This window comes from Hydrocarboniphaga sp. FW305-C-57 (genome assembly GCF_058783045.1).
Genome location: NZ_JBYSYG010000001.1, coordinates 616,679 through 634,725 on the forward strand (window position 1 = coordinate 616,679; position 18,047 = coordinate 634,725).

Consider the following 18,047-nt stretch of genomic DNA (forward strand, 5'->3'; position numbering starts at 1 on the left):
GGGCGGCTGAGCTTGTTCATCGACCGTATACCGGTAGTTTTTGTGTTTCTCCTGATGCGGACCATACCGCAGTGGGGCCGCGCTAGCCCTACCCGAAGCGGGTAGTAGTGGCTGGCGGGGGGGCTCAATAGTGTTCGCCGACCAATGTCACCGTTAAGTGGGAAGGCCATGGCCGACGATTTGAACAACACACATACCCGCGCAGACTTCGATGTCGTGATCGTGGGCGCCGGCTGGTCCGGCATGTACATGCTTCATCAATGCCGCCAGCTCGGGCTCACGGCGCACGTCCTCGAGGCCGGGCCGTCCGTAGGCGGAACCTGGTACTGGAACCGCTATCCGGGCCTGCGCTGCGACGTCGAGAGCGTGCAGTACTCGTTCTCGTTCGATGCTGCCCTGCAGCAGGAATGGACCTGGACCGAGCGCTATGCGACCCAGCCCGAGATTCTCGAATACGCCAACCACGTGGCGAAACGCTTCGATCTGCTGCGGGACATCTCGTTCAACTCCAAGGTCTCCGCGGCGCGCTTCGACGACGAGGCCGGCATCTGGAACGTCGAGACCCGGCAGGGACGCAAGGTTTCGGGCCGTTTCGTGGTGATGGCCACCGGTTGCCTCACGGTTCCGAAGGACGTCGTCATTCCGGGCATGAGCGACTTCAAGGGCGAGGTCTATCACACGGCGCGCTGGCCGCAGACGCCGGTCGATTTCAGCGGCAAGCGCGTCGGCGTGATCGGCACCGGCTCGTCGGGCATCCAGGCGATTCCGATCATCGCCGAACAGGCCAAGCATCTCTACGTGTTCCAGCGCACGCCGAGCTACAGCCTGCCGGCGAAGAACCGCGAACTCACGCCCGAGTACGTGGCGGAGGTGAAGGGCAATTACGAAACGCTGCGCAACGAGGCGCGTGCGCATCTGGTCGGCATTCCGGCGCCGACCTACGCCGCTTCGGTGTTCGACGTCAGCGACGAAGAGCGCCGCGAAATCTACGCCTCCAAGTACGACAACGGCCTGCCGTTCGCGCTGATGGTGGCGTTCGGCGACCTGCTGATGGACGAGAAGGCCAACAAGACCGCGCAGGATTATCTCGCCGAGCGCATTCGCGAGAAGGTCGAGGATCCGGAGATCGCCGAGCAGCTGATCCCGAAGGAACAGTTCGTCGGCACGCGTCGTCTCTGTCTCGACACCAACTACTACGAGACCTTCAACCGTCCCAACGTGACGCTGAAGAACATCGCCAAGAAGCCGATCGACCAGATCACCGAGACCGGTGTTCGCATGGGCGACGAGTTCGTCGAAGTCGATTGCCTGGTCTACGCGACCGGCTACGACGCGATGACGGGCCCGCTGCTCGCGTTCGAGATCGAAGGCAAGGGTGGTATCAAGCTCAAGGACGCCTGGGCCGAAGGCCCGAAGTCGCTGCTCGGCTTGATGGTGAGCGGTTTTCCGAACCTGTTCACGATCACCGGTCCGGGCAGTCCTTCGGTGCTCAGCAACATGTTCTGTTCGATCGAGCAGCACGTCGAATGGGTCAGCCGCCTGCTCGGCCATCTGCAGCAGCAGAAACTGACGCGCGTCGAGGCCAAGCCGGAAGCCCAGGAGAACTGGGTCGCACACGTCAATGAAGTGGCCAATTCGACGCTGTTCCCGCGCGGGAACACCTGGTACATGGGCGCGAACATTCCGGGCAAGCCGCGTGTCTTCATGCCGTATCTCGGCGTGGGGCCGTATCGCCAGATCTGCGATGAAGTCGAGAAAGACGGCTATCGGGGCTTTGCGATTTCCTGAGTGCCGGTCGTCGTGGCGACGAATCGATCCGCTACCCGTTTCGTGTAGTTGTTGGGTAGCGAGCGAAGATCGATAGTCGATTTATAACAATTGCCGCATCGATCGTAACGGATGCGGAAGTGATGCGATGAGAGAGGCGAAGCCATCATGAACCCAGCGACAAGTCGGTAGCGCAGGAACACAGCCGCATCACCGGTCGCATGAATCTGCGACCGGTGTTGATCGGCTGGCAGCGCCTGTCGATCAGGCCAGGCGCCGACCCGCAGACCTCATCGGTCGAACGAATCTCAGTGCTGAATGCGTATGGCAGTGCACGCGCCGCCGGGCGGCGCTTGTCTGCGAATCACGCAGTAAACGAGGAAAGCTATGTACTCCCTGCGTCAACGACTCGCGATGTGGATCATCGGCCACCAGAAGATCAGCTGGGCGGTGTTCATTGTGATCACTGCGTTCTTCGCGGTGGGGTTGAGGAATGTCGAGCTCAAGACGATCTTCTCGGACCTGCTGCCGAAGGACGATCCGTTCGTGCAGGTGTTCAAGGACCACCCGAACTTCGGCAATCCGCTGACCGTGACCCTGATGGTCAAGCGCAAGGACGGGGACATCTTCAATGCCGAGACCCTGAACAAGGTCTGGCAGATGACGCGCGACATCGATCTGGCGCCGGGGGTCGACCACGACCAGATCCTGTCGATTGCGACCGAGAAGGCGCGCTACGCCGAAGCCACGCCGTACGGCATCGACATGCGGCCGCTGATGGGTGATTCGGTGCCCAAGACGCAGGACGAGATCGATGCCTTCCGCAACAACCTCGACAAATCGCCGAACGCGCGCACCTTCCTGGTCTCGCAGGATCAGAGCAGCACGCTGATCAACGCCACCTTCATCGAATCGCGGCTCGATTACGGCGAAGCGTTCCAGTACGTGCAGAACCTGGTCAACCAGAACCGCGACGCCGACCACGACATCTACCTGGCGGGCCAGCCGGCGCTGACGGGCTGGGTCTACGAATACGAAAGCCAGATGATCGGCATCTTCGCGGTGACGCTGACCCTGCTGGTCGTCGCATTGACGCTGTACATGCGCAACGTGGTCGGCGTGGTGACGCCGATCGTGACGAGCCTGGTGGCGGCGGTGTGGGGTTTCGGATTCGTCGGCTGGCTCAAATCGCCGATCGAACCGCTGCTGATGATCGTGCCGCTGCTGCTGGTGGCACGCAGCTTTTCCCACTGCGTGCAGTTCACCGAGCGCTACTACGAAATCTACGCCCACGTGCGCGACAAGCAGAAGGCGGCCGAGATCACCATGGGCGTGATGATGGCGCCGTCGGTGCTCGGCATCTTCACCGACATCGTCGGCATCTTCCTGATCGCGCTGGCGCCGATTCCGGCGATGGAGCGCTTCGCGCTGTTCTGCGGCTTCTGGGCGATCTGGCTGATCCCGACCGGCGTGGTGCTGATCTCGCTGCTGCTGGCCGCGCTGCCGGCACCGAAGAACGTCGAGAAGCTGGTGGGCGCCGAAGCGGCACAGACGCCGTTCAACCGCGGCTTCAAGAAGCTGCTCGAATCGATCGCGAGTGTCACCTACGGCAAGCGCGGCAAGGTCACGGCCGTGATCGTGGCGGTCTGCGGAGCGGCGGCGATCATCACCGGCCTGCAGATCAAGATCGGCAACCCGGTGGAGGGCAGCAACCTGCTCTGGGACGATTCGGAATTCAACGAAGCGGTGCGCCAGATCAACGGTAATTTCCCGGGCGTGAACACGCTCGAGATCGTGCTCGAAGCCAAGGACCAGCGAAACCCCGATCGCGTCGGCCGCCAGGCCGAGACGATCATGACGATGCTGCAACTGCAGAACATCATGGAGAACGGCGGCGAGCCGCCGCGCGCGACGCTGTCGTTCGCGGATTACCTGATGGAAGGGAACCGCCTGTTCTCGGGCGGCAACCCGAAGTGGCTGCCGCTCGACCCGACCAACGAAATGGTCGGAGCGGCCTCGATCGCGGTGATGCTCGGCTCGAGCCCGAAGGCGTTCTCGCACGTCATCAACTTCGACATCCAGAACGGCACGGTGTCGCTCTGGTACAAGGACAACAAGCAGGAGACGGTCGACTCGGCGCTCGCCGCCGCCAAGAGCGCGGTCGAGCAGGTCGGCGTCGACCACGATGCGTTCCGGGTCCGCCTGGGCACCGGCACGATCGCCTTGCAGCAGGCGATGAACGACGTGGTCGAGCGCTACCACTGGGTCATCATCGGCCTGCTGAACTTCACGATCCTGCTGGGCTGCAGCTACGCGTACAAATCGGTCGTCGCGGGTCTGATCCTGCTGGTGCCGGTGAACCTGTCGAACTTCGTGCTGCTGTCCTCGATGCACCTGATGGGCATCGGTCTGGACATCAACTCGCTGATGGTCGCCTCGATCGGCGTCGGTGTCGGCATCGACTACGGCATTTATCTGCTGAGCCGCATCTGCGAGGAATACCACGCGCAGGGTCGCGACATCGGTCGCGCGAACGCGGCGGCACTGAGCACGACGGGCAAGGCGATCATGTTCACGGCGTCGATCATGCTGCTGGGCATCACGCCCTGGTACTTCCTGTCGGACCTGAAATTTCTGGCCGACATGGGCCTGCTGCTCGACCTGCTGATGCTGATCAACATGGTGCTGGCGCTGGTGGTGCTGCCGCTGCTGGTCTGGTTGATCAATCCGCGCTTCCTGCGGCGCGAAGACCTGCTGGTCGGTGAAGGCGTCGATCTGTCGCAGTACACCGCGGCGCGTGAGCACGAGGAGCGGCTCGCACACGCGCTGTAGCAGCCCCCCGCAACACACACACGATCGAAAAACGTTGCACTAGAGGAGACGAGAGATGCACATCCGCAAATTCGATTTCAACTACAGCCGCCGCATGTTCCTGGAAAAGACCATGATGGGCGCGGCCACGGCGGGCGTTCTGGCGCCGATGTGGCCGGAGCTGGCGCACTCGGCCGATGTGTCGAAGGCCTACCCGGACGAGCTGTTGTCGATCGAGATGTACACCAAGGGCAAGATCAAGCCGGGTGACGTGCTGACGGCCGACAACGTCGACGCGGTGAAGGATCTGCTCGATCCGGTGGCGTACAAGCAGGTCAAGACGATGGGTCGTCGCATCAACATCGTCGAATCGACGCGCGACGTGACCAAGCTGTTCCCGGCGAAGTATCTTGAAGCGACCCTGAAGAACAAGGGCAAGGCGAAGTTCGGAGAGGACGGCAACGTCTACAACGCCGATGGAAAACCGTGGATCGGCGGCAGCCCGTTCCCGGATGCCAAGGAAGCCAACGAATTCACCGCCAACCTGACCTTGAGCTGGGGCCGTCACGACTACTCGCAGTACGCCGTGCGCGACTGGGACATCGGACCCGATGGTGAAGTGTCGTACCAGTACGACTTCGTCTGGGCCGAACTGAACACCACCGCGCGTGTCGATGGCACGACCTGGAACAACCGAGCGGACCTGCTGCGCCTGCAGTCGGTGTGGTTCACATCGCCGAACGACGTCAAGGGCAGCTCGTTCCTGAACACCTGGTACTACGATCAAAGGAAGTTCCCCGATCTGATCGGCTACCTGCCGGCGTTCAAGCGCGTGCGGCAGTTCCCGACCAACCAGCGTTTCGAACCGCTGGTGCCGGGCATCACGCTGTTCCTGTCGGACGCGTGGGCGGCGGGCGACCCGATGCAGACCTGGGGCAACTACAAGATCGTCGGCCGCGGCCCGATGCTCGGCGTGATCGGCCCGAAGAACTTCATGGGTGGTTATCACCCGAACTACGAGCGCCCAGTGCATGGCGGCCCGAAGGGCAAGACCTTCCACGACACTTACATGGAGCTGATTCCGGAGTGTGTGATCATCGAAGCCGAGCCGACGGGGTATCCGCGCGCGCCGGTGGGCAAGAAGCGCACCTGGATCGACGTTCGCAACGGCATGTACGTGGCGTACGTGACCTACGATCGCCGCGGCGAGATCTGGAAGTCGTTCGAGCCTCAATACGCGCAGTACAGCAACGACAAGCTGACGATCAAGGACGTCGACGGCAAGCCGGCGTGGTCGTGGGTGGCGGTGATCTGCCATGACGTGCAGTCGAACCGCCTGTCGCGCTTCGTGCAGGCCAAGGAAGTGACGGGCGGCTACAAGTCGACGTACAGCGAAGGCGGCATCGACGTCTACAACAAGTACCTGACGCCGCAGGCCATCGGCCGACTCGGCGCGTAAGGCAAGGCGCCTGCACGGCGGCGTCGCGATTGCGACGCCGCCGTGATTCGAGCGTTGTGGAACGAAGCAGTGAGGAGAGAGAACTCGTGAGCGTCATCGAACGCGGCCTGCGTGCCACTCGTGCCCCCATTTTTATCGCTTTAGCTGCAGCCGGACTGCTGTCCGCGGCGGCTTATGCGAACACGCCTGCGGCCACGCAGCCGACGGGCGCCGCACCGGTGGCGAACACGCCGGCGACGGCGACGTCATCGAACAACCCCGTCGTGCTGCAAGGCACGGCGCATCAAGCGCTGTTCAGCGTCGCCTTCGATGGCGATCGTGGTGTCGCGGTCGGCGCGATGGGCGAACTGCTCGAATCCACCGACGGCGGCAAGAGCTGGAAGGCGACGGCCAAGGGCATCACGCCGCTGTCGTTGCTCGGCGTCGGCCAGCACGGCGCGCATCGCCTCGCGGTGGGCCAGCAGGGCCTGATCCTGCGCAGCGAAGGCGGCGCGGCCTGGAGCAAGGTCGACAGCGGCAGCCAGCAGCGGCTGCTCGCGGTCAGCGTCAACGAAGCGGGCCTGGCGGCCAGCGTCGGCTCGTTCGGCGCGATCCTGATTTCGGACAACGGCGGCCAGAGCTGGCAGCCGATCGTGGTCGACTGGACGCGCTATCTCGAAGATCCGGTCGACCCCCATCTCTACGACGTCGCGGTCAGCGACGGCGGCGTCATCACCATCGCGGGCGAATACGGTCTGATCCTGCGCTCGGCGGATCGCGGCCAGACCTGGGTCGCGGTGCATCGCGGCGAAGCCTCGATCTTCGACATCGCGATGCGGGCCGATGGCACCGGCTACGCGGTCGGACAGAACGGCCTGGTGATGACCTCGTCGGATGGCGGCAACACCTGGCGCGACCTGCCGACGGGTTCCGAAGCGGTGCTGCTCGGCGTGTGGTCGGCGCCGGATGGCCACGTGATCGTCGCGGGCATGCGCGAGACGCTCGAAAGCCGCGATGGCGGTGCGACTTGGAAGCGTCGCACCGATGGCGATTTCGCCACGGCCTGGTATTCGGCGCTCGCGGCACCGGCGAGCGGCGGACTCGTGCTGGTCGGGCACACCGGACGCATCGTGAGGATCGACAGCTGAGTCGGAAGCCAGATCAGTTTCGAGCAGTTCATAAAAAAGACGATTGGAGGGAGTCGAAATGATTGGGAAAGAGCTCAAAAGAAGCGTGTACAGAAGCTTGCGTGGCCTGGGGATCGCGGCTCTTCTGGGAGTGGCGGCACCGGCTTATTCGCAGGCCGTCGAAGAGATGCCGACCGCAGCCGATAGCGCGAGCGTCGAGGGTGGTTTCGATGCAGGCAACGATTCGCCGTCGCCCGAGATCGAAGGCGGCGGCTGGTTCAGCGGCGTGGGCTTCTCGTTCAGCGGCTTCTCGCGCATCGAAACGGCGATCCGCATGACCGGTGAAGAAAACCCGTACAACCAGCGCGGCAACCTGTTCAACGGCGTGCCGACGGAACGCTGCGGCGGCGTGCCGCCGACGCCGGTCTGCATCTCGCCCGACGTGGCGACGCGCAACGGCCAGAAGGCCGACAACACCTTCAACCTGCAGCAGTTCCGCACGCACCTGGACTTCCAGGCCACGCTGAGCGAGAACTGGTCGGCGCGCATGCTCGTGCGCGGCATCTACGAACTCGGCGAGTACGACAATTTCAACCCGGACAAGGTCGGCAGCAACGCCGACGGCTACCTGTACGGCAAGCCGAACTACTTCGAGTACGACAACTACCGCAAGGGCGGCTGCCAGAACCGGCTCGAAGTCTGCGGCCGCCACTACATGGTCGACCTGCCGAACTTCACGCTCGACTACCAGAACGGCCCGCTGCTGATCCGCGCCGGCAACCAGCAGATCGCCTGGGGCCAGGCGCTGTTCTTCCGCGTGCTCGACGTGCCCAATGGCCTCGATCTGCGCCGCCACCTGTTCCTCGACTACACGCCCGAGGAATACGCCGACGAACGCGTGTCGTCGCCGGCCATCCGCGCCTCGTACCAGATCAACAACGAGTGGGAGGCCGACAGCTACGTGCAGATGTTCCAGCCGACGATCTACTCGAACCCGAACACGCCGTACAACGTGATCGCCTCGCAGTTCACGATCCACGACCGCTACAACCAGGTCGACGACAAGCTCAACTACGGCCTGCGCCTGCGCGGCAGCGTCGCCAACGTGGGCCTGCAGTTCGTCTACGCCAATCGCCTGAACCCCGACGGCGTGTTCCGCTGGACCGAATCGGGCGTCAACCGCGGCCTGCCCGGCGCACTGCCGAACGTCGTGCCGGGGCTCACCGACACGGTGTCGCAGCTGCTGGGCCTGGCGCTCGGCCCGCTCGGCGGCATTCCGGCCACCGGCGCGATCCTCGCGCGCACGCCGTTCGAAGTCGATCCGACCGGCGTGGTGTCGGCGACCGAATGGTTCACCTACGCCGGCATGGCGCGGCTGTCGGCCGTCGAAGGCCTGAACGCCTCGATCAACGATTTCCCGGCGACGGCCTTGCTGCTGGCCAACCCGGTCGACTCCAACGAAGCGGCGATGCGCGAACTCGACCTGTTCTTCCAGCTCTCGGGCGGCCTGCGCGGCCACATCGAGCGGCAGTACAAGCGCGAGAACAACATCGGCTTCGGCACCAGCTACGTGATCGAAGCCGATCCGGGCACGCTGCTCGATCAGCTGATCATCAACTTCGAAGCGATGTACACGCCGGACCGCACGTTCACGGCGCCGTCGCTGGGCGCCGGCTACGACGAGCGCGAAGAGTGGGTGACGGCCCTGGTGATGGAGAAGTACCACCGCTTCTCGCAGAGCTTCCCGGCGACCTACCTGGTGTTCCAGTGGGAGCACCGGACCGAGAGCGACCTGTACGGCCGCCTGCTCGACGGCATGAACGGCGATTCGCGCAACACGGCAGGCGGCATCAATGGCAAGTGGAACGGTTGGGATGGCCTGGTGTTCGCGTTCCAGCAGCCGTTCCCGAACCTGGTGTACCGCGTCGACGCGGCGGTGCTGTACGACACGCGCGGCGGCCTGCTGGCGCAGCTGGGCCTGCGCTGGAAGCCGAGCGGCCCGCTGTCGGCCGAGGTGTACTACACGTATCTGAACGGCGGTCTGGGCGGTAACGACAACGACAACATCATCTCCACGATCGACTACGCCGACGAACTCGGCATCCGCCTGGGTTATCAGTTCTGATGGGGAATTGATGCACGTTCCAATAACGAATCTCTCGTTGCACCTTGTGTAGTTTGGCTCCTGCCGGCACGGCTCCTCCAGCTTGCCGGCAGCTTTTTTTGCGCGATCGATAGCGCAAAGGCTTTTGGTTTCACAGAATGCGAACAGCCGATCGCTGCACGCAGTGCTTGCTGCGTGCAGCGACGGAGCGGCGATGGATGAAGGATCGGCGCAGCGTATGCGCCGATCCTTCTTTGCTTCGGGTGCTAGGCCTTCAGGCCGTTTCCGCGATCGGCGAAGCGCTCGCGCAGCTCACGCTTGAGAATCTTGCCGCTCGCGTTCTTGGGCAGCGCTTCGATCACTTCGACGAGCTTGGGCGCCTTGTAGCCGGCCATGCGCTCGCGGCAGAACTGCAAGACTTCTTCGGCCGTGACGCTGTGCCCCGGGCGCGGAACGACGACCGCCATCACCGCCTCGATCCAGCGCGGATGCGGCACGCCGAAGACGGCCACTTCGGAAACGCTCGCGTGCGTGAAGATCATCTCCTCGACCTCACGACTCGCCACGTTCTCGCCGCCGGTCTTGATCATGTCCTTCTTGCGATCGACGACGCTCAGGTAACCCTCTTCGTCCATCACACCGAGATCGCCGCTGTGGAACCAGCCGTTGCGGAAAGCTTCGGCGGTCTTCTCGGGGTTTTTCCAGTAGCCGAGCGTGACGTGCGGGCCGCGATGCACGATCTCGCCGATCACGCCGACGGGCACCGGACGATCCTCATCGTCGACGACGCAGGTCTCGACGTTGATCGCGGGACGGCCGGCCGAGCCGAGCTTGCGCATCTGGTCCTCGGGCTTGAGGATCGTGGCGACCGGTGACATCTCGGTCTGTCCGTAGAAGTTGAACAGGCGAATGCCGGGCAGCCGAATGCTGAGCTCCTTGATGACCTCCACCGGCATGATCGAGGCGCCGTAGTAGCCCTTCTTCAGCGACGACAGGTCGGTGTTGTCGAAATCGGGATGACGCAGCAGCGAAATCCACACCGTCGGCGGGCAGAACAGCTTGGTGACGCGTTCGGCCTGGATCGTGCGCAGCAGATTGCCGGCTTCCGGCGCCGCGAGCACGATGCTGGTGGCGCCGAGGTAGAGGTCGGGCGTCAGGAAGCAGTCGAGCTGCGCGCAGTGATACAGCGGCAGCGAATGCACTTCGACGTCGTCGCTGCTCATCTCGCCATCGACGATGCAGCTGGTGTAGTGAGAGTAGAGGCAGCGGGCCGACAGCAGGGCGCCCTTCGGGCGCGACTCGGTGCCGCTGGTGTAGAGCATCTGCACGGGTTCGTCGTCGCCGACTTCGACATCGGGCGCCGTGGCGTCGCGATGCAGCATCCAGTCCTGCACGCACTCCCATCCGCCGGGCGTGGTCTCGAGCTTTTCGCGAATGGCGCCCTTGAGCTTCAACTTGAGCCTGGCTTCGGCGATCGCCGCGTCGGCGGTGGCGGCCAGTGCGTCCTCGACGATCAGGCCGCTGGCTTCGGCGTTTTCGAGAATGTAGGCGACCTCGCTCGCGTTGAGCATGAAATTGATCGGCACCATCACGGCACCGAGGCGCGCGAGCGCGAAGCGGACCACGACGAAGGCATGATTGTTGTGCGACAGCAGGGCGATGTGATCACCCTTGCGCACTCCGCGATCCGCCAGCGAATTCGCGGTCCGGTTCACCACCTCGTCGAGTTCCGAGAAGCTCTGGCGAAGGCTGCCGTAGACGATGGCGGTCTTGTTCGGCGTGCGAGCCGCGCTTCGCCAGAGCAGATCGCCGAGGCGATGGCGGCGGGCGCTGTTGAGCAGGCTTTGGATGTTGGGCGAGGTGTTCATCGGCTGTCCTTGAATCGTCCGTTTTTTCGCGAGCGTTGCGGCCCGCTCGCGGGCCGTTCGTCTGGGAGCTGTCGGGTGCGGGGTGCTCGCGGCGAGCGCAAGCCGATCGACGATGGCACGAGCTGATCTGAGCCAGCCTGATTGCCTCTCCTGCTCCAACACTACCCGAGATCACCCATCGGCGGCGCTACCCGAAATGGGTAGCCATCGCCGGCGCCCGGATGGAGCGCGGTGAGCGTGGGCCCGCGATTTCCGGGGTCAATGGCCGTGATCCGGAGCGGCTCCGGACGAGCCCGCATTCACGATCGCGTGAAGGACGATGCCGTCGTCTCGCGAGGCAGCGGCGCCACGCTGGGCCAGCGCGACGAGCGATTGACGAAGCCGAAGATCGCGTCGGCGGCGCGGGCCGAGGACGGAATCTCGTGGCCGCCGCTCTGGCCGATGAGGCCAAACGTCTCGTCGCGATAGGCTTGTTGCATGGCGAGAAAATCCGCATGCGAAGCCACCGCGAGGTCGAGCGTCGCTTCGAGCGCGGACACGTCGTCGAGGACCGGGCCCAGCTTCCACTGCTGGTAGCACGAGTCGGCCTGCCAGCGGACTTTCATCGGATTGAGGAACAGGCAGGGTCTCGGGCGCACGAGGAATTCGGCGAGCTGGCTGCTGACGTCGCCGAGGTAGACGTCGGCGGCGAGCGTGTAGCTCATGTCGGTCGATCGCTCGCTACCGAGATCGATATGGAAATGGGGCAGCCCGCGGTAACGCTCGATGAAGGCCAGATCGGTCTTGCACAGGCCTTCACGCAGCCGGATGTGAGGCGCGAAGATGAGGTTGTACCGCGATGATTTCGCGAACGCTTCGAGCACCGCTCGTCCGGCCGCGGTCCATGACGAAAGGCCGCAGCGGAAGTGCGGGTTGTAGAGCACCGTGATGCGGCCGTTGTCGAAGAACGGCTGCTGATCGCAGCTGCGCCGCCTGAGCCAGTCGAACTTGGCGTAGATGCCCGTGCTGTACTGGCCGACGCGAATGAACTTTTTCTCGAGCAGCCGGCGCGCGATCTTGTCGCCGGCCATCAGCACATAGTCGAAGTGCCGCGTACGTGCCGCGAAGCCCGAGGCGCGGTCACCGGCGCCGTGGCGCGTCCAGACGAACTTGGGCCGGGTTGCGAAGCGCTTGAGCCAGAGCGTGGTCTGTTCGGGCGCGACGACGGCATCGAAGCTGCCGAGGTAGGCACGATTGGCGAACAGCGCGAGCTGCTTCCATGGCGTCCAGCCCGCCCTCGTGCGCCAGCGCTCGAGCGCCGGCAGCTGCAGGCGCCTGAAATGCAGTGGCGCCGATGCGCTGTACTCGCAGAGCAGCCGGCGTGCGAACCGCTCCTGCTCATCGTTGATGAAGCACACATGCACTTCGGCCTCGGGATAGCGATCGGCCAGTTCGGCCGCGATCGGCAATGCATGCGGAATCTGGTGAATGTGTCCGATGAACGGAAAGACGAAGCGCATCGCAGGGCCTGCTCAGGCGGAGACCGGGGCTTGCGCCGCGATCCGGGTCGGGCGCCAGAGCGCGAGGTAGTGGTCGACGGCGCGATCCACCGAGAAATGGCGCGCGCGTCGCGCGAGCTCCTCGCGATCGATCGCGGTCGCCTGGAGCGTCGTTCGAATCGCGTCGGCCATGGCCTGCACGTCACCGACGCCGACGAGCGTTCCCCAGCGGCCTTCGCCGAGGATCTCGTCGGGGCCGGACGGGCAGCGGGTCGACACGATCGGAAGCCCGGCGGCGAGCGCCTCGACGAGCACGTTGCCGAAGCCCTCGCGACGCGACGACAGCACGAACATCCGCGCGTGCGCGAACCACGGGGCGATGTCGTTCACTCTGCCGGGCAGGGCCACGCTGCCGCTCAGGCCGAGCTCCTTGACGAGCGCATGCAGCGAGCGCTCCTCCGGCCCGGCGCCCAGGATCACGAGGCGCGCCGGCTGCTCGCGCCTGACGATCGCGAATGCGCGCAGCAGGTCATCGAAGCCTTTCACCGGATGCAGGCGCCCGGCCGACACAATGACCGGACAGCTGCCGTCGCGCAGCCACGGATGCGGTGGCGGACGATCGGCGTTGCGCATGAACGAAGGCAGATACGCCGGGTTGTGGATCACGTGCAGCCGGTCCTGCGGAACGCCCCAGTGCCGGAGCAGATCGTCGGCCACGCCGTGACTCACGGCGACCACCGAATCGGCATGCTTCCAGAGCAGCCTGACCGAACGCGTGTTGATCCAGAACTGGCGCGCCGATTTCCACTGGGCATCGGCGCTCAGGTGTTCGTGCTGCGTGACCGTGAGCTGGATGCGATCGCCGAACAACCGCCGCAGCAGCGCACCCCAGTTGTTGTAGCGGTTCAGCGCGGTGACGAGCCGGACGCCGGGATGCCGGTACAGGTAGGCGGCGAGCCGCAGTTTCGCGGCGAGGCCGGTCCCGAGTATCACCCGCCCGGCTTTCGGCGACAGGCCGGGCTCGTCGCGAAAGCGCCTGGCGGGCGCTTCGGTCAGCACGTCGACGCGGTGGCCTCGCTCGATCAACTCGTTGACCAGACGCAGGGTCCAGGGCCGGACTCCGCCGCTGGACGGCTTGGGCCAGGCCATCAGGCTGCAGTAGAACGCGATGTGGAGAGGCAGCTCGGACGAAGACGGCTTCGGGTGCGGCGCTTGCGCTGACAGCATGTTCCGTGGGAAGGCGTGATCGTGGGCCGACTATAGGAACGCGCTTCCAACCGAATCGTGACCCGCACATTACCGATTTGTCATCCAGGCCGGTGTTAGCGCCGCCAGCGGCTCTCGCGCTAATGTGCGCCGCCCGTGGACCGTGGACCGCAATGCGCATCCTGATCATCGAAGACGAGGACAAGACCGCGTCGTTTCTCGCCAAGGGCCTGAGTGAATCGGGCTATGTCGTCGACCGCACCGAGAACGGCGAACACGGTCTGATGCTCGCGCTCGACATGGTCTACGACCTCGTCATCCTCGATGTGATGCTGCCGAACCTCGATGGCTGGTCGGTGCTCGCGGAACTGCGCCGACGTGGCCGTCAGGTGCCGGTGCTGTTCCTCACGGCCCGCGACGCGGTCGACGATCGCGTGCGTGGCCTGGAATCCGGCGCCGACGATTACCTGGTCAAGCCGTTCGCGTTCTCCGAAGTGCTCGCGCGCGTGCGCACGCTGCTGCGCCGCCCGCCGATCCAGACGCGCGAGCACTTGCGGATCGCCGATCTGGAGATCGATTTCATGCGCCAGCGGGCTTCGCGCGGCGGCGCCAGACTCGATCTGACGGCCAAGGAATTCGTGCTGCTGAGCCTGCTGATTCGTCGCAAGGGCGAGGTGCTGTCGCGCCTGTTCATCGCCGAGCAGGTCTGGGACTACAACTTCGACAGCGACGCGAACGTCGTCGACGTGGCCATTCGCCGGCTGCGCCGCAAGCTCGACGATCCTTACGCGGTCAAGCTGATCCACACCGTCCGCGGCTCCGGCTACGTGCTGGAGGATCGGGGCTGATGCGGTGAACGACCCGATGCCCGATGCCTTGCCGGCGCGTGCCACGCCTTCGATCGCCTCGCGCCTGACGCTCGGCTACACCTTGTGGGCGCTGGTGATCCTGGTCGCGAGCACCACGGTGCTGTACGCCTTGCTCGCGCATGCGCTCGATCGCGAGAACCGCGATCTGGTCAGGACGCTGCTCAGCGTGCTGACCGAGGATGCCGAAGAGGAGGATTCGCACTTCCTGCTGCCGGGCATGCTGTCGGCCAAGCAGCCGTATCAGCTGCGCGTGTTCGACGAACAGATGCGCCCGCTCGCCGCGAGCACGGCGATGGAATTCATCCCGGTTCCCGAACGCTCGGCCAGAGCCGACACCATTCTCGAGTGGGACATTCCGTCCGGCCATTACATGTCGGCCGCCAACTGGACGCGCGATGCGCCCGGTGTTCCGCGCCGCATGGTGCAGGTCGCGGTCGAGGTGTCGGACGATCGCGATCTGCTGTCGCGCTATCGCATCGGCACCGTGCTGGTGCTGCTGATCGGGCTCGGCGCCTGCGCGCTGACGAGTTTCGTCATCGTGCGTCGCGGGCTGCGTCCGCTGCAGGAGGTGATGGAGACCACCGAGCGCATCACCGTGAACCAGCTGCACGAGCGGCTCGTCGCTACGCAGTGGCCGAAGGAACTCGTCGAGCTGGCGACCTCGTTCAACTTCATGCTGGCGCGCCTGGATCGCGCGTTCCAGCGGGTTTCGCGAGCCTCGTCGACGCTCGCGCACCAGTTGCGCACGCCCGTCAACAACCTGATCGGCGAGGCCGACGTGGCGCTGTCGCGCGCGCGGTCCACCGATGAATACCGGGCGGTGCTGGAATCTGCGATGGAGGAATATCAACGGCTGTCGAAGATCATCGACACGCTGCTGTTCTTCACGCGCATCGACAATCCGCACCACAAGCTCAAGCTCGAGCGCTTCGACGGCTATACCGAAGTGCAGAAGATCCTCGATTTCTTCGAGCCGCTGGCGCTCGAAGCCGAAGTCGATCTGGCCCATGGCGGCACCGCGCTGGTCACCGCCAACCAGACGCTGTTCGGCCAGGCGCTCGGCAATCTGGTCAGCAATGCCTTGCAGCACACGCCGCCGGGCGGACGTGTGTCGGTGCAGGTCGAAGCCACGGAACAGGCCGCGGTCATCTCGGTCCACGATTCGGGCCATGGCATCGCCGCGGACGATCTGCCTCACGTCACCGAGCCGTTCTATCGCTCGGAGGATGCGCGCTCGACGCGCAGGACCGGCATGGGGCTGGGGCTTTCGATCGTGCGGTCGATCGTCGAATGGCACGATGGGCAAGTGAAGATCGAGTCGACCGTGGGCGTCGGCACCACGGTCACGCTGTGGTTTCCGCACGGCGTCGAAAAGCCGAACGGCCCACATGTTCGCCACTGATGTTTCCCGGTCCATTCCCTGGAGTCGCTGACCATGACCTCGCGGCCTGATTCGTCCCCGGTGATCCGCATCTTCGTCGGTTGCGATCCGAACGATTGCGATCTCGAGCAGATGATGGTGCTCGAGCATTCGCTGCGCGCGCATGCCTCGCTGCCGATCGAACTGCACTGGATGCGGCTGTCGCGCGACGCCGAAAGCCTCTGGTATTCGAACCCGGAAACGGGCGCCGGCTGGCGCACCGAACGCTGGGCGACGCCGTTCTCGGGGTTTCGCTGGGCCGTGCCGGCCGCCTGCGGCTATCGCGGGCGCGCCATCTACATGGATGCCGATACGCTCGTGCTGTCGGATATCGCACGCCTGTGGAATGCGCCCTTGCATGGAGAGGCGATCGCCATTGCCCGTCCGCAGGCCGGCTTTCCGCGCTTCTGCGTGTCGCTGTGGGATTGCGAGCGGGCCGAGCGGCATCTTCCGGCCTTCGAGCGTCTGCGGGCCGATCCGCAAGCGCATTCGGATTGCCTGCGCTACTTCAAGCAGCATCCCGAACTGATCGAGCCGATCGATCCGGCGTTCAACAACATCGACGGCGAAAACCAGCCGGTCGAGCGCATCGCGATCCTGCATTACTCCGACATGGGCACGCAGTTCTCGCATCGCCTGGCCGTGCCACGCATCGCGAGCGAGGGGCGGCGGCACTGGTTCGACGGTCAGATCCTGCCGCACCCGAGGCAGGATCTGGCCGCACTGTTCGACCAGAGTTACAAGGACGCCATGGACAGCGGGCGCAGCCTCGATGAGTATCGCAGCGCGAGCCGCTTCGGCGATTTTCCGAAGAAATCCGAGCGGCATTACGCCGGCAACCCGATAACGAGATCAACACTGGGGCGCTTATGGAGGCAGTGGCGGTTCGGAATCTGAGCGAACCTGCCGAGGAGCAGGAGCTCTCGGCGGCGGTGCCGGTCTGGTTGCTGACCGGCAACCGTCCCGGAGAAGTTTCGCAGCAGCGTGCGCTCGCCGATGCGATCGGCCTGCCGTTCCAGGAAATCCAGGTCGCCACGCTGGCCGCCGCGGGCGGGCGCGCGCGCTTCGATGATTCGGCGCTGCGTCCACCGTGGCCGCGGCTCGCCATCTCGTTCGGCAAGACGCTGCCGATGGCGCTCGCCCTGCGCAAGCTCAGCAAGGGCTTCACCAGGATCGTGCAGCTCGGACGGCCGCGTGGCGTGCACCGCAACGAGATCGATCTGATCGTGCCGATGCCGCAGGACGTCATGCGTGATGCGCCGAACGTCCATCGCATCCGCATGCCGTTCAATGGCCTGCGACGCCACGCGGGGACCGGCGAAGTCGGGCAGCGGCTGCTCGCTGGCGGGTTCGCGCCACCATACTCGACGCTGATCATCGGCGGCCGCACGCGCCAGCATGCCTTCGCCGAGCACGAGATCACCGAACTGGCCGACCGGATCGGCGAGCGGGTGCGCGAGCGCGGTGGCAGCCTGCTCGTGAGCACGAGCCCGCGCACCTCGCCCGAGACGATCGCGCGGTTCCGCGAGCGCCTGCGCGTGCCGGCGCAGATCTACGAATTCGTCGCCGGTGATCGCGACAATCCGCTCGGGGCCTACATGCAGCTGGCCGACGAGCTGATCGTCACGGGTGATTCGGCGTCGATGATCGCCGAATGCTGGCGCAGCGGCCGCCCGCTGCTCGTGGCGCCGATGCGATGCAGCCTGCGCTACCGCTGCATCCGCCGGCTGCGCTCGGCGCTACCGTGGCTCGTCGAGCGCGGCCAGGTGCCGGCCAGCGTCGACATCGAGCGCTGGATACTGCAGCTCGAACGCCAGGGCGACGTCGGCGTGCTTGGCCGTTCGGAGCCGCGCCGCGCCTACAACGCGCAGCGCGACGATGACCTCGAGCAGACCGCCCGGCGCATCCGCTCCCTGCTCTGAGCGAGCCCCGCTGTGGCAGGCTGTGGGCGGAACTCCG

Annotated in this window: 12 protein-coding genes; 9 read left to right on the forward strand and 3 right to left on the reverse strand. The window is 64.9% G+C overall.

Annotation, left to right across the window (positions count from 1 at the left end; genetic code table 11):
* Window positions 1–168 precede the first annotated feature (168 nt).
* The 5 genes from AC3WUM_RS02910 to AC3WUM_RS02930 all read left to right on the forward strand — a co-directional run bounded on the left by AC3WUM_RS02910 (window position 169) and on the right by AC3WUM_RS02930 (window position 9,268).
* Window positions 169–1,788 carry a flavin-containing monooxygenase gene (locus AC3WUM_RS02910; RefSeq protein ID WP_492408589.1) on the forward strand — a complete coding sequence of 540 codons (1,620 nt, stop codon included), beginning with the start codon at window positions 169–171 and terminating at the stop codon, window positions 1,786–1,788.
* Window positions 1,789–2,154: 366 nt separating this feature from the next.
* The gene (locus AC3WUM_RS02915; RefSeq protein ID WP_492408591.1) at window positions 2,155–4,599 is read left to right on the forward strand and encodes an efflux RND transporter permease subunit; all 2,445 of its coding nucleotides are present in this window, start codon (window positions 2,155–2,157) and stop codon (window positions 4,597–4,599) included.
* A 55-nt stretch (window positions 4,600–4,654) separates the two neighbouring features.
* Window positions 4,655–6,037, forward strand: a complete 1,383-nt coding sequence (locus AC3WUM_RS02920) for a DUF1329 domain-containing protein (protein ID WP_492408592.1) — start codon at window positions 4,655–4,657, stop codon at window positions 6,035–6,037.
* 86 nt (window positions 6,038–6,123) lie between these two features.
* The gene (locus AC3WUM_RS02925) at window positions 6,124–7,164 is read left to right on the forward strand and encodes a WD40/YVTN/BNR-like repeat-containing protein (protein ID WP_492408593.1); all 1,041 of its coding nucleotides are present in this window, start codon (window positions 6,124–6,126) and stop codon (window positions 7,162–7,164) included.
* 85 nt (window positions 7,165–7,249) lie between these two features.
* Complete coding sequence (locus AC3WUM_RS02930; RefSeq protein WP_492408595.1) at window positions 7,250–9,268, forward strand: DUF1302 family protein; 2,019 nt, start codon at window positions 7,250–7,252, stop codon at window positions 9,266–9,268.
* A gap of 245 nt (window positions 9,269–9,513) precedes the next feature.
* Here the strand turns inward: AC3WUM_RS02930 and AC3WUM_RS02935 are convergent, their stop codons facing one another.
* From AC3WUM_RS02935 to AC3WUM_RS02945, 3 genes are all read right to left on the reverse strand, one after another.
* Window positions 9,514–11,115, reverse strand: coding sequence for an acyl-CoA synthetase (locus tag AC3WUM_RS02935; protein ID WP_492408597.1), 1,602 nt, complete (start codon window positions 11,113–11,115; stop codon window positions 9,514–9,516).
* 299 nt (window positions 11,116–11,414) lie between these two features.
* Entirely contained in the window at window positions 11,415–12,614 is a 1,200-nt protein-coding gene (locus AC3WUM_RS02940) for a sensor domain-containing protein (protein WP_492408598.1), read from the reverse strand.
* A gap of 12 nt (window positions 12,615–12,626) precedes the next feature.
* Window positions 12,627–13,820 carry a glycosyltransferase gene (locus AC3WUM_RS02945; protein WP_492408599.1) on the reverse strand — a complete coding sequence of 398 codons (1,194 nt, stop codon included), beginning with the start codon at window positions 13,818–13,820 and terminating at the stop codon, window positions 12,627–12,629.
* A gap of 152 nt (window positions 13,821–13,972) precedes the next feature.
* Between AC3WUM_RS02945 and AC3WUM_RS02950 the strand changes: the two genes are divergently transcribed.
* The 4 genes from AC3WUM_RS02950 to AC3WUM_RS02965 are packed head-to-tail and all read left to right on the forward strand — an operon-like array spanning window position 13,973 to window position 18,010.
* Window positions 13,973–14,647 (forward strand): heavy metal response regulator transcription factor, encoded by a 675-nt coding sequence (locus AC3WUM_RS02950; protein WP_492408600.1) that lies wholly within the window; start codon window positions 13,973–13,975, stop codon window positions 14,645–14,647.
* 4 nt (window positions 14,648–14,651) lie between these two features.
* Entirely contained in the window at window positions 14,652–16,070 is a 1,419-nt protein-coding gene (locus tag AC3WUM_RS02955; RefSeq protein ID WP_492408601.1) for a heavy metal sensor histidine kinase, read from the forward strand.
* A 33-nt stretch (window positions 16,071–16,103) separates the two neighbouring features.
* Window positions 16,104–16,985, forward strand: a complete 882-nt coding sequence (locus AC3WUM_RS02960) for a glycosyl transferase (protein WP_492408602.1) — start codon at window positions 16,104–16,106, stop codon at window positions 16,983–16,985.
* Complete coding sequence (locus AC3WUM_RS02965) at window positions 16,967–18,010, forward strand: ELM1/GtrOC1 family putative glycosyltransferase (protein WP_492408604.1); 1,044 nt, start codon at window positions 16,967–16,969, stop codon at window positions 18,008–18,010. The genes AC3WUM_RS02960 and AC3WUM_RS02965 overlap by 19 nt, the downstream gene beginning before the upstream one ends.
* The last annotated feature ends 37 nt before the right edge of the window (window positions 18,011–18,047 follow it).